Here is a 19,922-nt window from a genome sequence, read left to right as displayed (position 1 = left end):
CCCGCCCGCGGGAACGGAAATCCTCTCCGGTCCCCGCGGGCGGGCCGCTTCGTCGTCACGCGGTCGCGGCGGTGTGGGCCGCGACGATCCGGTCGATGGCCTCGGCCGTCAGCGGACTGCGCAGGATGTCGACGTGGGCGACGGGAATGCCGACGGACTCCGGGGCCAGCAGGGCGCCCTCGGTCGGGTTGTCGGAGTTCACCGCGACGGCGGTGCCCCAGGCTGCGGTCGGGTCGATCTGCCGGGCCGCGTCCAGGTACGACACGAACGACCGGAACACCGCCGCGAACTCCTCCAGCAGTTCCGTGTCGAGCTCCTCGCGCACGAACGCCGCACCGGCCTGCTCCCGGAAGATCCGGACGAGCTCGTCGCCGAAGGCGGCGAAGTCCGGGGCGTCCGTCCGGGCCTGCCGGGAGGCCTCGCGGGCGGCGGTCGCCTCCTCGGGGGACAGCACCGCGGCGAACTGGTCCATCATGGCGGTGAAGTCCCGGTCCAGGCCGTCCGGGGTCGGCACCTCCGGGTCGAACATCACGAACCGGGGCGGCTGTTCCTGCCAGTCACCGATCCTGGCGGCCAGCTCGCCGGCGAACACACTGCCCGCGCAGTAGCCGAGCACCGCCAGGACGGTCAGCCCGCTGTCCTTGATCTCGCGGGTCCACAACTCGATGTAGTCCTGCGCGGACATCCCGTCCGCGGTGTCGGGCTGCCGGGTCTCCCACACCGTCAACTGCGGGTCCAGCCGCGGGGCGAGGTCGGAGAAGCTGGAGTCGGAGCGGCCGGTGGTGGCGAAGTCGACGGTGAGCACGAGACCGGAACCCCGGCCCGCTCTGAGCACTTTCCATCCGGTGAGCTTTGTCATGTGTGCTGTCCACTCTGGTCGGAGGTTGCGAGGACGGGCGCGGCGGGCAACGACGACGGGTCCGCCACCGCGGGTGCGGCGGCGGACCCGCGAGCCGGTGCGAGGCGCGCTCAGTCCTCGGTGATTCAGTCCTCGGTGATGAGGATGGCCTTCGAGGGGCAGATGTGCTGGGCGACCTTGCGCAGGTTGTCGGCCTCGGCCTCCGAGGGGCTGTCGTTCAGCAGGATCACCAGCCCGTCGTCGTCCCCCTGGTCGAAGACGGTCGGCGCGCTCATCACGCACAGCCCGGCGCCGATGCAGCGGTCGCGTTCCACGTGCACCTTCATCGCGGTCACCAGCCGACCACGAGCTTGTGCACCGGCGGCAGGCCGTCGATGAGCTCGATCGGCTCGTCCGACTCGACAACGTGCAGGTCCGGGAACCGGGTGAACAGCGAGGTGAAGCACAGCTCCATCATCAGGCGCGCGACGTGCTGGCCGAGGCACTGGTGGACGCCGTAGCCGAAGGCGAGGTGGTCCCGCGAGTCGCGGTGGATGTCGAAGGAGTCCGGGTTCTCGTACTTGGCGGGGTCGCGGTCGCCGAGGCCCTTGAGCACGAGGATGCCCTCGCCCTCCTTGATGGTCACCCCGTCGATCTCCACGTCGGCGAGCGCGACGCGGGCGATGATCTCGTCGACCAGGCTGAAGTAGCGCAGCACCTCATTGACCGTCTTCGGCATGAGGGCCTCGGGGTCGGCCTGCAGCGCCTTGAGCTGGTCGGGGTGGTCGAGCAGCGTCTGGGTGCCGAGCGCGATGCGGTTCACGATGAACTCGTAACCCGCGAGCAGCAGCATCTTCGTCATCAGCGTCAGGCCGTGGTGGTCGAACTCGTCGGTCCGGCCGGCCCGCGTGATGAAGTTGCCGAGCATGTCGTCGGTGGGGTTCTGCTGCTTCTCGGTGACGAGGGCCGCGAAGTGCTTCATCAGCTCCTCGTTGGCGGCCAGCTTCTCGTCCATGGTGTACGAGTGCCGCGTGCCCACCATGATCGCGGCGTTGCGGGTGAAGACGTCGCGCTCGGCCTCGGGGATCCCGGCCAGCTCGCAGATCACCTGGGCCGGCAGCGGCAGGGCCAGCGCCTGGACCAGGTCGAGGGGGCCCCCGTCCCGCTCCATCGCGTCCAGGTAGTGGTCGATGAGCTCCTGGACCCGGGGGCGCAGCTTCTCGACGGCCTTGATGGTGAAGTCCGGCAGGGACATCTGACGCACCCGGGTGTGCCGCGGCGGGTCCATGGTCACCAGCAGGTTCTTCGCGTCCCGGGCGATCATGTCCAGCAGTTCCTGCGGCGCCGGGAACCGGATCGGGAACGTGGGGTGCGGCTCCACGCTGAACCGGTTGTCGGCCAGCAGCCGCTGGATGTGGTCGTGCCGGGAGACCAGCCACGCCTTGCTGCCCGACGGCATGGTCACCTGGGTCAGCGGGCGCCCCTCCGGAACCTGGTCGTACTCAGGCAGCAGCGGGTTGGGCCAGCCGCGCGGGGCGACGGGGCAGGTCGCCGGCTTCTCCATGGCGTCGGTCATGGGGATTTCCCCTGTCTTTGTCGTGGTCATGGGCCTGCTCGTGGTGATGCTACGGACGGAATTCCCTGCCACCGGGGGCACTTGCCACTTGCTGCAACGGGACGTCGCCCGGACCGATCCGAATTCCGCGTGCCGAGGAGAAGATCCCTTTCCGGAAATTGCAGCCACGTGCGACACGGCTTGTCCGGACGTGTATTCGTTTACTGAACGTTGTTCGACCGCCGTCGGAGGAGCCGTCTCCCCGCTGAGGGCGCGTCTTCGCCTGCCCCGCCAAGGGCCGGCACATCGGCCGTCACGGAGCCGACCGCAGGACACCAGGGCAGCCGGAGCCACCGCGCCCGCCGACCGTCGAAATCACCGACCGACTCACAGGTCGGCCTGGCCCGAAGAAACAGAGGACAGATGTCTGACTCGTCAGCCACGGTTCTGCCGCTGACCGCCGGCCAGGCCGGGATCTGGTACGCCCAGAGCCTGAGCGGCCCGAACCCGACGTTCAACGCGGCCCTGTACCTGGACATAGCGGGTGCCGTCGATCCCGGACTGTTCACCGCCGCCATGCGCCAGGTCGTCACCGAGACCGAGGCGCTGCGCGCCCGGTTCGTCGATGAGGGAACCGGCCCGGTGCAGGTGATCGACCCGGTCGCCGACTGGGCGGCACAGCCCGTGGAGTTCCTGGACCTCACCGGCGAGGAGCACCCGGCCGAGAAGGCCGACGCCTGGATGTGGGCGGACGCCGAGACCCCGCTGGACGTGACCGGGGGCCTGCTGTACCGCTTCGCGCTGATCAAGGTCGCCGACGACCGGTTCCTCTTCTACTACCGCTACCACCACCTGGTGATGGACAGCTTCGGCGCGAGCCTCGTCGCGTCCCGCACCGCCGACGTCTACACCCGGCTGACGGCGGGGGAGGACACCTCCACCGGGGCGTTCCCGGCACTGCGCGAGCTGGTCGAGGACGACCTGGCCTACCAGGACTCCGACGAACTCGCCGCCGACCGGGACTTCTGGACCGGGCAGTTCGCCGACAAGCCGATCGCGGTGAGCCTCGGCGACCGCCCGACGGCGCTGCCGACCGGCCAGGTGCGCGGAACCCGGCAGGTCTCGGCGAGCACGGGCGACGAGGTCCGCGACGCGGCACGGGCCGGCCGGGTCGGCTGGCCCGCCGCCGTCCTGGCGGCGATGGCCGTGTACACGAGCCGGATCACCGGAAGCGACGACGTGGTGATCGCCCTGTCCGTCGCCGCCCGCACCACGGCCGCCGGGCGGGCCGTGCCCGGCATGGTGTCCAACGTGGTCGGCGTACGGATGACGGTGCGTCCCGACATGACGGCGCAGGAGCTCGTGAGGCACGCGCACCAGCAGATGCGCGCCGCCTCCCGGCACAAGCGCTACCGCTACGAGGACCTGCGGCGCGAACTCAAACTCCTGGGCTCCGACGGCCGGTTGCTCGGCCCCCGGCTCAACCTCCACGTCGTGTCGCCGACCCTGCACTTCGCGGGACTGCCGTCGACGCTGAACCCGCTGATGGCCGGGCACGACGACGACTTCTCCCTGATCGTGATCGGCCGGCCGGACGGCGGCTTCCGGTTCGACGTCTCGGCCAACCCGGACGTCTACACCGCCGACGAGGTGCGCCGCCACCACGACCTGATCATCCGGCTGCTCGGGGAGCTCGCCGCGAGCCCCGAGCGCCCCGTCGGCGCCCTGGACATCGTCAAGCCCGAGATGCTGGCCAAGCTGGTCGGCGACTGGGGCGGGGCCTCCCGGGTCCACGGGGCCGCCGAACGCGCCACCCTGCCCGAGCGGTTCGCCGCCGCCGCGGCGGCGTACCCGGACAACACGGCGGTGGTGTGCCCCGACGGCCCCGACGGCCGGGAGCTGACCTACCGCGAACTGGACGAGCGCTCCAACCAGCTGGCCCGGCTGCTGCTCCGCCGCGGGGTCCGGCGCGGACAGCTCGTCGCGCTGGCGATGCCGCGCTCGGCGGACCTGCCCGTCGCGCTGCTGGCCACGCTCAAGGCGGGCGCGGCGTACCTGCCGATCGACCCCGAGTACCCGGCGGACCGGATCGCCTACACGCTCGAGGACGCCAAGCCCACCGCGGTGATCACCGCGCAGCACGAGGCCTTCGCCCAACTGGCGCTTCAGACGCCGGAGATCGCGCTGGACCACCCCGACACGGCGGCCGAGCTCGACCTGCTCCCGCGGACCCCGGTCCAGGACGGCGAGCGCGGCGGACCGGTCCTGCCCGACCAGGCCGCCTACGTCATCTACACCTCCGGCTCGACCGGCCGCCCCAAGGGCGTGGTGGTCGCCCACCAGAACGTGATCCGGCTCTTCGAGGCGACCGAGTGGTGGACCGGCGCCGGTCCGGACGACGTGTGGTCGCTGTTCCACTCCTACGCCTTCGACTTCTCGGTGTGGGAGATCTGGGGCGCCCTGCTGCACGGCGGCAAGCTCGTGGTGGTGCCGTTCGGCGTCAGCCGCTCCCCGGAGGAGTTCCTGCGGCTGCTGGCGCAGGAGCGGGTCACCGTCCTCAGCCAGACGCCGTCGGCGTTCTACCAGCTGATCCAGGCTGACCGGGACGACCCGGGGACCGGCGGGCGGCTGGCCCTGCGGTTCGTGGTCTTCGGCGGCGCCGCGCTGGAGTTCGGCAGGCTGGCCGAGTGGTACGAGCGGCACGCCGAGGACGCGCCGCGCCTGGTCAACATGTACGGCATCACCGAGACCACGGTGCACACCACCGAGCTGCTGCTCGACGCCTCGTGCACGTCCGTCCGCACCGGCAGCATGATCGGCCGGGGCATCAGCGACCTGCGCCTCTACGTCCTGGACACCGCCCTGCGCCCGGCCCCGCCCGGCGTGGCCGGCGAACTGTATGTCGGTGGCCCCGCGGTGGCCGACGGATACCTGGGGCGGCCGGACCTGAGCTCCACCCGGTTCGTCGCGGACCCCTTCGGCCCGCCCGGACAGCGCATGTACCGCTCCGGCGACCTGGCCCGCTGGGCCGCGGACGGCACCGCGAACCTGGAGTACCTGGGCCGCTCCGACCACCAGGTCAAGATCCGCGGCTTCCGGATCGAGCCGGGCGAGATCGAGGCCGCCGTGCTCCGGCACCCCGACGTCCGGCAGGCGGCGGTCGTCGTCCGGGAGGACACCCCCGACGACAAGCGGCTGGTGGCCTACGTCGTCGGCGACGTCGCGCTGGAGTCGGCCGAACTGCGCAAGCACGCGGCGGCGGCCCTGCCCGAGCACATGGTGCCCAGCTGGTTCGTGCAGCTGGACGCGCTGCCCCTGACCGCGAACGGGAAGCTCGACACCAAGGCCCTGCCCGCCCCCGACGTGGCGGGCGTGGCGGGCGGCCGGGCACCCCGTACCCCGGAGGAGGAGATCTTCTGCGGTCTCTTCGCGGAGATCCTGGGGCTGTCCTCGGTCTCGATGGACGACAACTTCTTCGACCTGGGCGGACACTCGCTGCTGGCGACCAGGCTGGTCAGCCGGGTGCGCGCGGCGTTCGGCGTCGAACTCTCCATCCGTACCGTGTTCGAGGCCCCCACCCCGGCGGCGCTGATCGCCTGGCTGGCCGGTCACGGCGACGTGCCCGAGGCCCGGCGCCCGCTGACCCGGATGGACAAGCCGGAGGAGATCCCGCTCTCCTTCGCCCAGCTGCGGCTGTGGTTCATCGACAAGATCGACGGCGGCTCCGGCACGTACAACATCCCGCTCGTGGTGCGGCTCAACGGCTCTCTGGACCGTGAGGCCCTCCAGGCCGCGATCGGCGACGTGGTCGCCCGGCACGAGAGCCTGCGCACCGTCTTCCCCGACCGCGACGGCACCCCGCGCCAGCACATCCTGCCCGCCGAGCGGGCGACACCGGTCATGGGCGTGACCGAGATCGCCGCCGACGAGCTGGCCCGGGCGATGACCGAACGCGCCGCCGTCGGCTTCGACCTGACCACCGAGGCGCCCATCCGCGCGCACCTGTACGCCGTGTCCGACGAGGAGCACGCGCTGCTCATGCCGGTGCACCACATCGCCGGCGACGGCTGGTCCCTGGTGCCGCTCACCCGCGACCTCCAGACCGCCTACACGGCACGCTGCCGGGGCGACCTCCCGGAGTGGGAGCCGCTGCCGGTGCAGTACGCGGACTACACGCTGTGGCAGCGCGAGATCCTCGGCGACGAGGACGACCCCGGTTCCGCGATCCGCGGCCAGCTCTCCTTCTGGACGGAGTACCTGCGGGGGCTGCCCGAAGAGGTCACCCTGCCCACCGACCGGCCCCGGCCCGCCGTCGCCTCCTACCGGGGCGAGACGCTGCGCTTCGACCTGTCGCCCGAGCTGCACCAGCAGCTGACGCGGTGCTCGCGCGAACACGACGTGAGCCCGTTCATGGTGGTGCAGACCGCGCTGGCGGCCCTGCTGAGCAAGCTCGGCGCCGGTGAGGACGTCCCGCTCGGCATCTCGATCGCGGGACGCACCGACGAGGCCCTCGACAACCTGGTCGGCTTCCTGGTCAACACCCTGGTGATGCGCACCGACCTCAGCGGCGACCCGAGCTTCGCCGACCTGCTGGGCAAGGCCCGCACGGACGGCCTGGCCGCCTTCGCCAACCAGGACCTGCCCTTCGAACGCCTGGTGGAGGCGGTCAACCCGGAGCGCTCGGCGGGCCGGCACCCGCTGATCCAGATCGGTCTGGGCTTCCAGAACAACGCGACCCCGACCCTGGACCTGCCGGGCCTCGACGCCTGGATCGAGCCCGCCGTCACCCACACCGCCAAGCTGGACCTGCTGTTCGACTTCCGCGAGGTGGAGGGCGAGGGCGACGTCCCCGCCCACACCACCTGCGCCGTCGAGTACGCGACCGACCTGTACGACCGCCCGACCATCGAGCTGCTCATCGACCGGCTGACACGGCTGCTGGACCAGGCGACCGGACGGCCCGGCAGCCGCCTGAGCGAGCTGGAGGTGCTGGGCGCCGACGAGCGCGAGCGGATCCTCGTCGCCTGGAACGACACCGCGTGCGAGGTCCCGTCCGGCACCCTGGCCGAGCTCTTCACCGCCCAGGCGCTGCGCACCCCCGGCGCCCTCGCGGTGGTGGCCGGCGAACAGGAACTGCGCTACGCCGAGCTGGCCGAGCGGGTCAACCGGCTCGCCCGGCACCTGGTGACGCGCGGGATCGGAGCCGAGGACCGGGTCCTGCTGGTCATGCCGAAGTCGCTGGACCTCCTCGTGGCGCAGCTCGCCGTGGTCACGGCGGGTGCCGCGTTCGTCCCGGTCGACCCCGCCTATCCGCAGGACCGGGTCGCCTACATGGCCGCCGACTCCGCGCCCGTGCTGCTGCTGACCACCGAGGCGGTGGCCGACACGGCCCGCGAGGTCGTGCCCGGCGTGCCCGCGGTCGTGGTCGACGCCGCGGGGACCGCCGCCCGGATCGCGTCGCGGCCGGCCGGCCCGCTGTCGGACGGGGACCGGCGCCTGCCCGCCTCCACCGACCACACCGCCTACGTCATCTACACCTCCGGCTCGACCGGCCGCCCCAAGGGCGTCGTGGTGACCCACCGGGGCATCGGCAACCTGGCCGCCGCGCAGGGCGAACGGTTCGCGATCCGGCCGGACAGCCGGGTCGTCCAGTACGCGGCACCGAGCTTCGACGCCGCGATCTCCGAGACCTGCATCACCCTGCTGAGCGGTGCCGCGCTGGTGCTCCCGGTCGACCGGGGCCTGCTGCTCGGCGACGTGCTGGCCCGGTTCCTGACCGCGCAGCGGATCACCCACGCGACGATCCCACCGATCGCGCTGACCGGCCTGGACCCGGCCGCCGTGCCGGCCGGCATGGTGCTGACGGTCGCGGGCGAACCGTGCTCGGCGGAGCTGGCCGGCACCTGGTCGGCGGGCCGCCGCATGATCAACGCGTACGGTCCGACCGAGACGACGGTCTGCGCCACGATGAGCCGGCCGCTGTCCGGCGCGGTCACGCCGCCGATCGGCACGCCGATCTCCAACGCCCGCGTGTACGTGCTGGACGCCCGGCTCAGCCCGGTCGCGCCCGGCGTCGTCGGCGAGCTGTACGTGGCCGGGATCAACCTGGCGCGCGGCTACCTCGGCCGGGCCGGCCTCACCGCGGAGCGGTTCGTCGCCGCCCCGTTCGGCGGACCGGGGGAGCGGATGTACCGCACCGGTGACGTGGTGCGCCAACACCCCGACGGCCAGCTGGAGTTCGTCGGCCGGGCCGACGACCAGGTGAAGCTGCGCGGCTTCCGGGTGGAGCTGGGCGAGGTCACCGGCGCGCTGATCGACCAGCCGCAGGTGGAGACGGCCGCGGTCGTGGTCCGGGAGGACCGGCCCGGCGAGCGCAGACTGGTCGGCTACGTGGTGCCCGCCGAGCAGGACTCCGGTTCCCGGGACACCGGCCTGGAGACCGACCAGGTCGACAAGTGGCAGGTCATCAACGACGAGGTGTACGGGGCCTCCGCCCAGGACGGTCCGCCGCTCGGCGAGAACTTCAGCGGCTGGCACAGCAGTTACGACGGCTCGGAGCTGCCCGAGACGGAGATGCGCGCCTGGCGCGCGGCGACGGTCGACCGGATCCTGGAGCTGAAGCCGCGCCGGGTGCTGGAGATCGGCGTCGGCGCCGGCCTGATCATGACGCCGGTCGCCCCCCACGTGGAGCTCTACTGGGGCACCGACCTGTCCGGCGAGGTCATCGCCACCCTGCGGCGGCAGACCGCGCAGGACCCGGTGCTGGCGGGCCGGACCCGGTTCACCGCGGCGGCGGCGCACGTGCTGGACGAGCTGCCGGCCGGGACGTTCGACACCGTCGTGATCAACTCGGTGGCGCAGTACTTCCCGAGCGTGGACTACCTGACCGAGGTCATCGCGAAGGCGTTCACCCTGCTCGGCGACACCGGTTCGGTCTTCCTCGGCGACATCCGCGACCTGCGGCTGCTGCGCTGCATGCGGACGGCCGTGCACCGCACGGCCCGGCCCGGGGACGGCACCGACGCCACCCGGCACGCGGTGGACCGGGCGGTCGAGCGCGAGACCGAGCTGCTGGTCGACCCCGCCCTGTTCGACACCCTCGACGGGGTGCTGGACGGCTTCGGCGGTGCGGACATCCGCATCAAGCGCGGGGACTACGCCAACGAACTGAACCGCTACCGCTACGACGTGGTGCTGCACAAGCGGCCGGCCGCCCCGGTCTCGCTCGCCGACGCACCGGCCGTCGCCTGGGAGACCGTCGGCGGACTCGACGCACTGGCCGCGCGACTGCACCGGGAGCGTCCGGCCGGGCTGCGGGTCACCGGCATCCCCAACAGCAGGCTCGCCGTCGACCTGGCCATGGCGGCCGGGGACGACGCCCCCGCGGCGACGGACGACGCCGAGGTCACGGCCCTGCACGAGGTGGGCTCCCTCGCCGGCTACCGGGCGCTCGTGACCTGGACGGCCGGGTCCGAGGACGGCCGGCTGGACGCGGTGTTCGTGCCGGAGCCCGCCGACGGCGGTGCCGTGCCCGCCTACCGGGACCTGTACCTCCCGGACGGGACACCCGCGAAGTACGCCAACGACCCGCTGGTCGTCCGCAAGAGCGGCGCGCTGGTGGCCGAACTGCAGAACGCGCTCGCACAGCGGCTGCCCGACCACATGATGCCCGCCGCACTGGTCCTGCTGGACGCCCTGCCCGTCACCCTGAACGGCAAGCTCGACCACAAGGCGCTGCCCGCGCCCGACATGGCGGCGCCCGCCTCGGACGCGGTGCCCGTCACCCCGCAGGAGAAGACGGTCGCCCGGCTCTTCGCCGAGGTGCTCGGACTCTCCCGGGCCGGTGTGGACGACGACTTCTTCCGCCAGGGCGGCGACAGCATCGTCTCGATCCAGCTCGTCAGCCGGGCACGTGCCGAGGGGCTGGAGTTCACCCCGCAGGACGTGTTCGCGCACCGCACCGTGCGGGCCATCGCCGCGATGGCCGCGCCGGTGTCCACCGACGCCGGCAGGACGGACCCGGCGGCCGACAGCGAATGGGACATGGACTTGCTCTCGCAGGACGAACTCGACCAGTTCGAGTCGAAATGGAGCGTTTCGGAATGAGTACGAAGGACACCTCGTCGCTGGAAGCCGTGCTGCCGCTCACCCCGCTGCAGGAGGGCCTGCTCTTCCACGCGCAGTACGACGACCAGCCCGGCCCGGACGTCTACGTCATGCAGCTCGGCCTGGACATCGACGGCCCGCTCGACGTCCCGGCCCTGCACACCGCCGCCCGCGCCCTGCTGGAGCGGCACGGCAACCTGCGCGCCGGCTTCCGGCACGACGGCCCGCGCGCACTGCAGTTCATTCCGAAGACGGTCGAACTCCCGTGGCACGAGGCCGACCTGACCGACCTGCCGGAGCAGGAGCGGGAAGCGGCGCTGCGCGAGATCACCGAACGCGACCGCGCGGCCCGCTTCGACCTGCGCACCCCGCCGCTGCTGCGGTTCACCGTGGTCCGGGTGACGCCGGACCGCCACCGGCTGCTGGTGACCAACCACCACATCCTGCTGGACGGCTGGTCGGCACCGGTCCTGGTGCGCGAGCTGTTCGAGCTGTACGCGGCGGGCGACGCCGCCGCACTGCCCGCGGTGACCCCGTACCGCTACCACCTGGCGTGGCTCGCCAAGCGGGACCGCGAGGGAGCCGTCCGGGCCTGGAGCAGCGCGCTGGAGGGCCTGGAGGAGCCCACCATGCTGGCCGCGATGCCCGACGACCGCTCCACGTCGGTGCTGCCCAGCCGGGTCATCGGCCGGCTCTCGCCGGAGACCACCCGGCGGCTGACCGAACGGGCCCGCGAGCACGGCATCACCCTCAACACCGTGGTGCAGGCCGCGTGGGGGCTGCTGCTGGGCAGGCTGACCGACCGCCGCGACGTCACCTTCGGCATGACCCTGGCCGGCCGCTCGCCGGAGATCCCCGGTGTGCACACCATGGTCGGGCTCTTCCTCAACACCGTGCCCGTACGGGTCCGGATCCGCCCCGAGGAGTCGCTGCTCGCGCTCTGCGGACGGATCCAGGAGGAGCAGCAGGCGCTGATGTCCCACCAGCACCTCGGTCTGGCGGAGATCCAGCGGGCGGCCGGGCTCGGCGAACTGTTCGACACCCTCACCGTCCTCGAGAACTTCCCGGTCGACCCGGCGGCCCTGACCCTTCCCGGCGGACTGTCGGTCGCCGGCTTCTTCTCCACCGACGGCGCGCACTACCCGCTCGCCCTCATGGTCATCCCCGGCTCCTCGCTCGAACTGCGCTTCACCTACCGCTCCGACGCCTTCGACGAGGCCGAGATCGAGGGCTTCCGCAAGCGGCTGACCGCCGTCCTGGAGTCCTTCGTCGACGACCCGTCCGGACAGGCCGGGGCGGTCGAGCTGCTGGACGACGCCGAGCGCGCGCTCCTGCTCGACGAGTGGAACCCGGCCCCCGTCCCGGTACCGGCCCGCACCGTGCCGGAGCTGCTGGCGCTGCGCACCGCCGAGACCCCGGACCGGGAGGCGCTGGTCCGCGGCGACCGGTCGCTGACCTACGCGGAACTGAGCCACCGGGTCGAGCAGATCGCCGCCTGGCTGCTCGACCGCGGGGTGCGCCCCGAGGAACCGGTCGGCATCGCCATGGACCGTTCCGCCGAGTTCGTGCTCGCCGTGCTCGGCGTGCTGCGGGCGGGCGCGGCGTACGTGCCCGTCGACCACCGCTGGCCGCTCTCCCGGCGCGATTACGTCCTGGGCGACAGCGGTACCTCGCTGATCCTGGAACAGGGCGACCTGCCCGACGAGTACCCGGTCCCGGCCGGCGGCGTCCCGATGCCGCCGGGCCCGGAACGGATCGCGTGCATCATGTACACCTCCGGCTCGACGGGCCGGCCGAAGGGCGTCGCCGTCACCCACCGCGGCATCGGCGACCTGGTCGCCGACAGCCTGTTCGCGGGCGGGGCGCAGGAGCGGGTGCTGATGCACTCGGCCCACGCCTTCGACGCCTCGACGTACGAGATGTGGACCCCGCTGCTGAACGGCGGCACCCTGGTGGTCGGCCCGCCCGGCGAGCTGGACGTGGCCACCATCGGCCGGACCATCGCCGAAGGACGCGTCACCGCTGCGCTGTTCACCACCGGCCTGTTCCGGCTGATCGCGGCCGAGGCGCCGGAGACCTTCCGGCCGCTGCGCGAGGTGTGGGCCGGCGGCGAGGCGGTACCGGCCGCTTCGGTGCGCCAGGTGCTGGACGCCTGCCCGGACATCACGGTCGTGGACGCCTACGGGCCGACCGAGGTCACCGTCATCGCCGCCGCGCACCCGCTGACCGCGGACGGACCCGTGCCGGACCCGGTGCCGATCGGGCGCCCCTTCGACGGCAAGCGGGTGTACGTCCTGGACAGCGGACTGAACCTGTGTCCGGTGGGTGTGCCCGGTGAGCTGTACGTGTCGGGCGTGGGGCTGGCCCGCGGCTATCTGGGGCGTGCGGGTCTGACGTCGGAGCGGTTCGTGGCCGACCCGTTCGGTGCCCCGGGCTCCCGGCTGTACCGGACCGGCGACGTGGTGCGCTGGTGCGCCGACGGGGTGCTGGAGTTCGTCGGCCGCCGGGACAACCAGGTCAAGCTGCGCGGGTTCCGGATCGAGCTCGGCGAGATCGAGTCCGTGCTCGCCGGTCACGAAGCGGTCGGCCAGGTCGCCGTCATGGTCCGCGAGGACCGGCCCGGCGTCCGGCAGCTCGTCGGCTACGCGGTGCCCGCCGCGGACGCCGGGCTCGACCCGGAGGAGCTGCGGACCTGGGCCGCCGAGCGGCTGCCGGAGTACATGGTGCCGCGCCCGGTCGTCGTCCTGGACGCGCTGCCGCTGACCACCAACGGCAAGCTCGACACCAAGGCGCTGCCCGCCCCCGAGCACGTCGTGGAGGACGCCCGCGGCCCGCGGACCCCGCACGAGGAGCTGCTGTGCGGGCTGTTCGAGGAAGTCCTCGGCCTGCCCGCCGTCTCGGTCAACGACAACTTCTTCGAACTCGGCGGCCACTCGCTGCTCGCCACCCGGCTCGTCAGCCGGGTGCGCGCTGTGCTCGGCGTCGAACTGCCGATCCGCCGGGTCTTCGAGGAACCGACCGTGGCCCAGCTCGCGGTGCGGCTCACGGACACCCCGTCCTCGGCCCGGGTGCCGCTGCGCCCGGCCGACCGGCCGGAGCGGGTGCCGCTCTCGTTCGCCCAGCGCAGGCTGTGGTTCCTCAACCGGATGGAGGGGCCGAGCGCCACCTACAACATCCCGTTCGCCGTCCGCCTCTCCGGAGAGCTGGACGCCGAGGCCCTGACCGCCGCGTTCGGCGACGTGCTCGGACGGCACGAGTCGCTGCGCACCGTCTTCCCGGACACCGACGGCGAGCCCCGGCAGCAGATCGTCCCGGCCGAGTCGGCGACGGTGACCATCGAGGTCTCCGACGTGCCGGAGGCCGGACTGGCCACTGCGCTGGACGTTGCCGGTTCCGCCGGCTTCGACCTCGCCCGCGACCTGCCGGTACGGGCCTGGCTCTTCCGCACCGCCCCGGACGAGCACGTGCTGTGCGTCGTCGTGCACCACATCGCCGGGGACGGCTGGTCGCAGGCCCCGCTCGCCCGCGACCTCGGCGAGGCCTACCGCACCCGGCTGGCCGGCGCGGCACCGCAGTGGGAGCCGCTGCCGGTGCAGTACGCGGACTACACGCTGTGGCAGCAGCAACTGCTGGGCGACGAGCAGGACGAGGACAGCCTGGCCGCCTCCCAGCAGGCGTACTGGGCCGAACAGCTCGCCGGCTCCCCGCAGGAGCTCGAACTCCCGGCGGACCGGCCGCGCCCGCCGGTCGCCACCCACCGGGGCGCCGTCGTCCCGGTGACCATCGACGCCGAGCTCGGCGGGAAGCTGCGCGAACTCGCCGGCCGCACCGACACCACGCCGTTCATGGTCTTCCAGGCGGCCCTGGCCGCGCTGCTGTCCCGGCTCGGCGCCGGCACGGACATCCCCATCGGCACCCCGGTCGCCGGCCGGCTGGACGCCGCGGCCGACGACCTCATCGGATTCTTCGTCAACACCCTGGTGCTGCGCACCGACGTGTCCGGCGACCCGAGCTTCGTCGATCTGCTGCGCCGCGCCCGCACCACCGCCCTGGGCGCCTACGCGCACCAGGACCTGCCCTTCGAGCGGCTGGTCGACCTCGTCGGCGCCGACCGCTCGCTGTCGCACAACCCGCTGTTCCAGGTGCTGCTCGCGTACCAGAACAACACCTCGGGGGAGCTGGAGCTGCCCGGCCTCCGGGTCACCGCCCAGGACCTGCTGCTCCCGGTCGCCAAGGTCGACCTGGAACTCAGCCTGGCCGAGGACTCCGCGACCGGCGGGATCTCCGGCATCCTCAACTACAGCACCGACCTGTTCGACCGGGAGAGTGCGGAGCGCCTGGCCGACCACCTGGTCACACTGCTGCACGCCGTCGTCGAGGACCCCACCCGGCCGGTGCGCCGGCTGGAGATCCTGCCGGCGGAGCAGCGCGAACGACTGCTCGTCGGCTGGAACGACAGCGAGCGGCCGGTGCCCCCCGGCACCGTCCCGGACCTGTTCGCCCGGCAGGCCGCCGCCGTGCCCGACCGGCCCGCCGTGGTCGGCGACGACATCACCGTCGACTACGCCGGACTGGCCGACCGGGCCGCCCGGCTCGCCCGGCTGCTGATCGACCGCGGGGTCGGACCGGAGGACCGGGTCGCGCTGGTCCTGCCCCGGTCGGTCGACCTCACCACGGCGCTGCTGGCCGTGATGACCTCCGGCGGGGCCTATGTGCCGGTCGACCCGAACCACCCGGCCGACCGCATCGAGTACATGGTCTCCGACAGCGCACCCGCGCTCGTGGTCACCCTCGAGGGCCTGGTCGACCGGCTGCCGGCCGGAGTCGTCGAGCCCCTGCTCCTCGACAGCCCCGCGGTCGTCGAGGAACTCGCGGGCCGCTCCGGCGCCCCGGTCACCGACGCGGACCGGCGGACACCGCTGTCGATCGACCACCCCGCGTACGTGATCTACACCTCCGGTTCCACCGGACGCCCCAAGGGCGTCGCGGTCACCCACCGGGGCCTGGGCAGCCTGGCCGCGTGGCACGCGGAACGGCTCGGCGTGAACAGCACGAGCCGGGTCGGGCAGTTCGCCGCGCCCAGCTTCGACGCGTCCGCCTGGGAAACGGTCATGGCCCTGCTCAACGGCGCCGCGCTCGTCCTCACGCCGGCCGACGGCCCGGTGCTGGGCTCCGCCCTCACCGACTTCCTGACCGACCGGGGCATCACCCACGCCACCCTCACCCCGACTGCGCTGTCCGGGGCCGAGCCCCAGGCAGCGCCCGCCGGGCTGACCCTGGTGACCGCGGGCGAGGCGTGCCCCCGTGACCTGGCCGCCCGCTGGTCCCCGGGCCGCCGGGTGATCAACGCCTACGGGCCGACCGAGACCACGGTCTGCGCCACGGCGAGCGACCCGGTCGACGGCACGGTCACCCCGCCCATCGGCGGCCCGATCGCCAACACCCGGGTGTACGTCCTGGACGGCGGCCTCAACCCGTGCCCGGTGGGTGTGCCCGGTGAGCTGTACGTGGCGGGCGTGGGACTGGCCCGCGGCTACCTGGGGCGTGCGGACCTGACGTCGGAGCGGTTCGTGGCCGACCCGTTCGGCGCACCGGGCTCCCGGCTGTACCGGACCGGCGACGTGGTGCGCCGGCGCGCGGACGGGGCGCTGGAGTTCGTCGGCCGCCGGGACAACCAGGTCAAGCTGCGCGGGTTCCGGATCGAGCTCGGCGAGATCGAGTCCGTGCTGTCGGGCTGCGCGGGGGTGGACGGCGCGGCCGTCGTCGTCCGCGAGGACCGGCCCGGGGTCCGCCAGCTCGTCGGCTACGTGGTGCCCGAGGGCGACACGGCCGTGGACCCCGGCGAGGTGCGCGCCCGCGCGGCCGAGCGGCTCCCGGAGTACATGGTGCCGCAGGTGTTCGTGGTGCTGGACGCCCTGCCGCTGACGGTCAACGGCAAGCTCGACACCAGGGCGCTGCCCGCACCCGAGCTCACCGCCGTCCGCGACGGCGAGGGACCGGCCACGGACGCCGAGCGGATCCTCGCCGAGGCGTTCGCCGCCGTGCTCGCCCTGCCCGAGGTGGGCGCCGAAGGCAACTTCTTCGAGCTGGGCGGCGACAGCATCGTCTCCATCAAGCTGGTCAGCGAGGCCCGCAAGGGCGGCCTGGTCATCACCCCCCGGGACGTGTTCGAGCACAAGACGGTCGCCGGGATCGCGGCGGTCGCCCGCACGGTCGACGAACTGCCCCCGCAGGACCCGGACGCCGGGATCGGCGAGGTGCCGCTCACCCCGATGATGCACTGGCTGCGCGGGCACGGCGGCCGGACGGATCGGTTCCACCAGTCGGTGCTGCTCACGGTGCCCGCCGAGGTCACCCCGGAGACGCTGACCGCCGCCGTCGCCACCGTGCTCGACCACCACGACGCGCTGCGGCTGCGGCTGACGGTCCGTGACGGCGAGTGGTCCGGCGAGGTCCGGCCGCGCGGTGCGGTGGACGCCGCCGACTGCGTGAGCCGGGTCGACGTCGCCGGCGCGGACAACGGGAAGGTACGGGACCTGATCGCCGAGCACGCGGAGCGGGCGATCTCCCGGCTGTCCCCGAAGGACGGCGCGATGGTGCAGGTCGTCTGGTTCGACGCCGGACCCGACGCGCCGGGACGGCTGCTGTTCCTCGGTCACCACCTGGCCGTCGACGGGGTGTCGTGGCGCATCCTGGTGCCCGACCTCGCCGAGGCGTGGCAGGCGGCGGCCGGGGCCCGGGAGGCCGGGCTGCAACCGGTCGGCACCTCCTGGCGGCGCTGGTCGCAGTGGCTCACCGAGCTGGCCGCCGAGCCCGCACGGGCCGCCCGGGTCTCCTGGTGGACCGAGCAGCTCGCCGACGGGGACGTACCCGTGACGGCGGCGACGCCCGACCCGGCGATCGACACCATGAGCACCCAGGAATCGCTCGTGCTGACCCTGCCGGAAGCGGTCACCGAGCCGCTGCTGGCCAAGGTGCCCGCCGCGACGAGGAGCGGCGTCGAGGACGTGCTCCTGACCGCGTTCACCCTGGCGGTCGCCGACTGGCGCCGCCGCCGCGGACTGGGGGCCGGCACCGCGGTGCTGGTCGACGTCGAGCGGCACGGCCGGCAGATCCCCGAGGGGGAGGACCTCGACATCTCCCGCACGGTCGGCTGGTTCACCAGCCTCGCGCCGGTGCGGCTGGACCTCGGGCCGGTGGCCTGGGGCCGGGTCCACACCGACCCCGCGGCCCTGCACAAGGCCCTCAACCGGGTCCGGGAGACGCTCCGGCAGATGCCGGACGAGGGCGTCGGCTTCGGCCTGCTGCGCCACCTCAACCCGCACACCCGCGACCGGCTGGCCGCCCTCGACTCCCCGCAGTTCGGCTTCAACTACCTGGGCCGGACCGCGGTCACCGGGGACGGAGCCGGTGCCGAACCCTGGACCATGTCCGCGGACGGCGACGTCCTGCGGCAGCTCGGCGGCGACCCGGAGATGCCGGCCCCGCACCCGCTGTCGCTCAACGTCCTGGTCGAGGACGGCGCGAACGGCCCGCGGCTGGTGGCCAACTGGACCTGGCCGCGCCGCCTGCTCGACAAGGACGCCGTGCACGCGCTGGCCGAGGGATGGTTCCGCGCGCTCACCGCTCTCGCCGAACACGCCGGCGAGGGCGAACCGGCCGGTCTCGCCCCGTCGGACCTGTCACTGATCGACCTCGAACTCGACGATCTCGGGGTACTGGAAGCTGAGTGGAGGAAGTCCCGGTGACCCGCAAGGACCTGTTCGAAGAAATCCTGCCGCTCGCACCGCTGCAGGAAGGCATGCTCTTCCACGCGACGTACGACGAGGACGCGCTGGACGTCTACACCGTACGGCTGGCCGTCGACTTCGAGGGGCCGTTCGACCTGGACGTCTTCCGCGAGGCGGTCCGGGCCCTGCTGGTCCGCCGGACCAACCTGCGGGCCGGCTTCCTGTCGGAGAACCTGAGCAAGCCGGTGCAGGTGGTGCCGCGCGAGTTCGACACCCCGGTCGTCGTGCACGACCTGTCCGGGCTGGACGGGACCGAGCGGGAGACCCGCCTGGCCGAACTGTCCGCGGCCGAGGAGGCCGTGCGCTTCGACCTCACCGACCCGCCGCTGCTGCGGTTCACCATGGTGCGCCTGGCGGAGGACTCCTGGCGGCTGATGTTCAGCTGCCACCACATCCTGCTGGACGGCTGGTCGATGCCGATCGTGCTGGGCGAGCTCTTCGAGCTGTACCAGCGCGGCGGGGACGCGGCGGGACTGCCGCCCGCGCCGCCGTTCAAGCTGTACCTCGCCTGGCTGCGCAAGCAGGACAAGCAGACGGGTCTGGAGGCGTGGCAGGACGCGCTGGACGGCCTCGGCGGCCCCACCCTGGTGGCCCCGCGGGCCGACGGGACCGTCGAGAGCCTGCCCGGCCGGATCACCCTCGACCTGCCCGAGGAGCAGAGCGCGCAGCTGACCGCGCTGGCCCGCAGGCTCGGCATCACCGTCAACACGATGGTGCAGGTGGCGTGGGGTCTGCAGGTGGCCCGGCTCACCGGAACCGACGACGTCGTGTTCGGCGCCACCGTCTCCGGCCGGCCGCCGGAGATCGAGGGCGTCGAGAGCATCGTCGGCCTGTTCATCAACACCGTGCCGGTACGCATCCGGCTGGACCCGGCCGAATCGCTCAGGGCGCTGCTGCTGCGCGTCCAGGCCGAGCAGTCGGCCCTGCTCGACCACCACTACATCGGCCTCACCGAGATCCAGCGCGCCGCCGGCAGCGGTGAACTCTTCGACAGCCTCGTCGCGTTCGAGAGCTACCCGGTGGACGCGGACTCCCTGCAGGGCTCGCTCGGCGACCTCACGATCACCGGCACCTCCGGATCCGACGCCACCCACTACCCGCTGACGCTCATCGCGGTGCCGGGCCGGCGTCTCCAGCTGCGCCTGGGCTTCCAGAACGGCCTGTTCACCGAGGACACCGCCGGTGTCCTGCTCGCCAACCTGGAGACGGTCCTGCGGGCCGTCACCGGCAACGGCGAGCAGCCGGTCGCCGAGGCGCTGGAGTCGGCCGCCCCGCCCGCCGGCTGGGAGGTGCCCGCCGCCCCGCGGGCGCGCGAGGGTTCCTCGGTGGCGGACCTGACCGCCGCCCCGACCGCGGGCCGGGCGCCCAGGACCCCGCACGAGGAGATGCTCTGCGGCCTGTTCGCCGAGGTCCTCGGGGTGGACTCGGTCTCCATCGACGACAACTTCTTCGACCTGGGCGGTCACTCCCTGCTGGCCACCCGGCTGGTGAGCCGGATCCGGTCCGTCTTCGAGATCGAGCTCCCGGTGCGCGCCCTGTTCGATGCGCAGACGGTGGTGTTGTTGGCGGAGCGTGTGGTGGGTTCGTCGGTGGGTGGGCGTGCGGCGTTGGTGCCGATGGTGCGTCCGGATCG

6 protein-coding genes are annotated in these 19,922 nt (G+C 72.9%); 3 read left to right on the top strand and 3 right to left on the bottom strand.

The features are described from left to right. Positions 1 to 55 precede the first annotated feature (55 nt). From ABZZ04_RS36735 to ABZZ04_RS36725, 3 genes are all read right to left on the bottom strand, one after another. Positions 56 to 859 (bottom strand): hypothetical protein, encoded by an 804-nt coding sequence (locus ABZZ04_RS36735; protein ID WP_356936586.1) that lies wholly within the window; start codon positions 857 to 859, stop codon positions 56 to 58. 125 nt (positions 860 to 984) lie between these two features. Then, positions 985 to 1,185, bottom strand: a complete 201-nt coding sequence (locus ABZZ04_RS36730) for a ferredoxin (protein ID WP_356936600.1) — start codon at positions 1,183 to 1,185, stop codon at positions 985 to 987. Between the two features lie 5 nt (positions 1,186 to 1,190). Further along, on the bottom strand, positions 1,191 to 2,414 hold the full coding sequence (locus tag ABZZ04_RS36725) for a cytochrome P450 (RefSeq protein ID WP_356936585.1): 1,224 nt from the start codon (positions 2,412 to 2,414) through the stop codon (positions 1,191 to 1,193). Positions 2,415 to 2,816: 402 nt separating this feature from the next. Here ABZZ04_RS36725 and ABZZ04_RS36720 point away from each other — a divergent pair, with 402 nt between their 5' ends. The 3 genes from ABZZ04_RS36720 to ABZZ04_RS36710 form a co-directional block, all read left to right on the top strand. Then, positions 2,817 to 10,499, top strand: coding sequence for an amino acid adenylation domain-containing protein (locus ABZZ04_RS36720; RefSeq protein ID WP_356936584.1), 7,683 nt, complete (start codon positions 2,817 to 2,819; stop codon positions 10,497 to 10,499). Beyond that, a complete protein-coding gene (locus ABZZ04_RS36715; RefSeq protein WP_356936583.1) occupies positions 10,496 to 18,247 on the top strand; it encodes an amino acid adenylation domain-containing protein in 7,752 nt (2,583 codons plus the stop codon). The genes ABZZ04_RS36720 and ABZZ04_RS36715 overlap by 4 nt, the downstream gene beginning before the upstream one ends. Next, a partial coding sequence (locus ABZZ04_RS36710) for a condensation domain-containing protein (protein WP_356936582.1) occupies positions 18,244 to 19,922 on the top strand: 1,679 nt, incomplete at its 3' end. The genes ABZZ04_RS36715 and ABZZ04_RS36710, both read left to right, overlap by 4 nt.

It is taken from the genome of Streptomyces sp. NPDC006435 (assembly GCF_040612315.1).
Lineage (GTDB): Bacteria > Actinomycetota > Actinomycetes > Streptomycetales > Streptomycetaceae > Streptomyces.
Note: the sequence above shows the minus strand (reverse complement) of the source record. Positions and strands in the feature narration are given on the sequence as shown.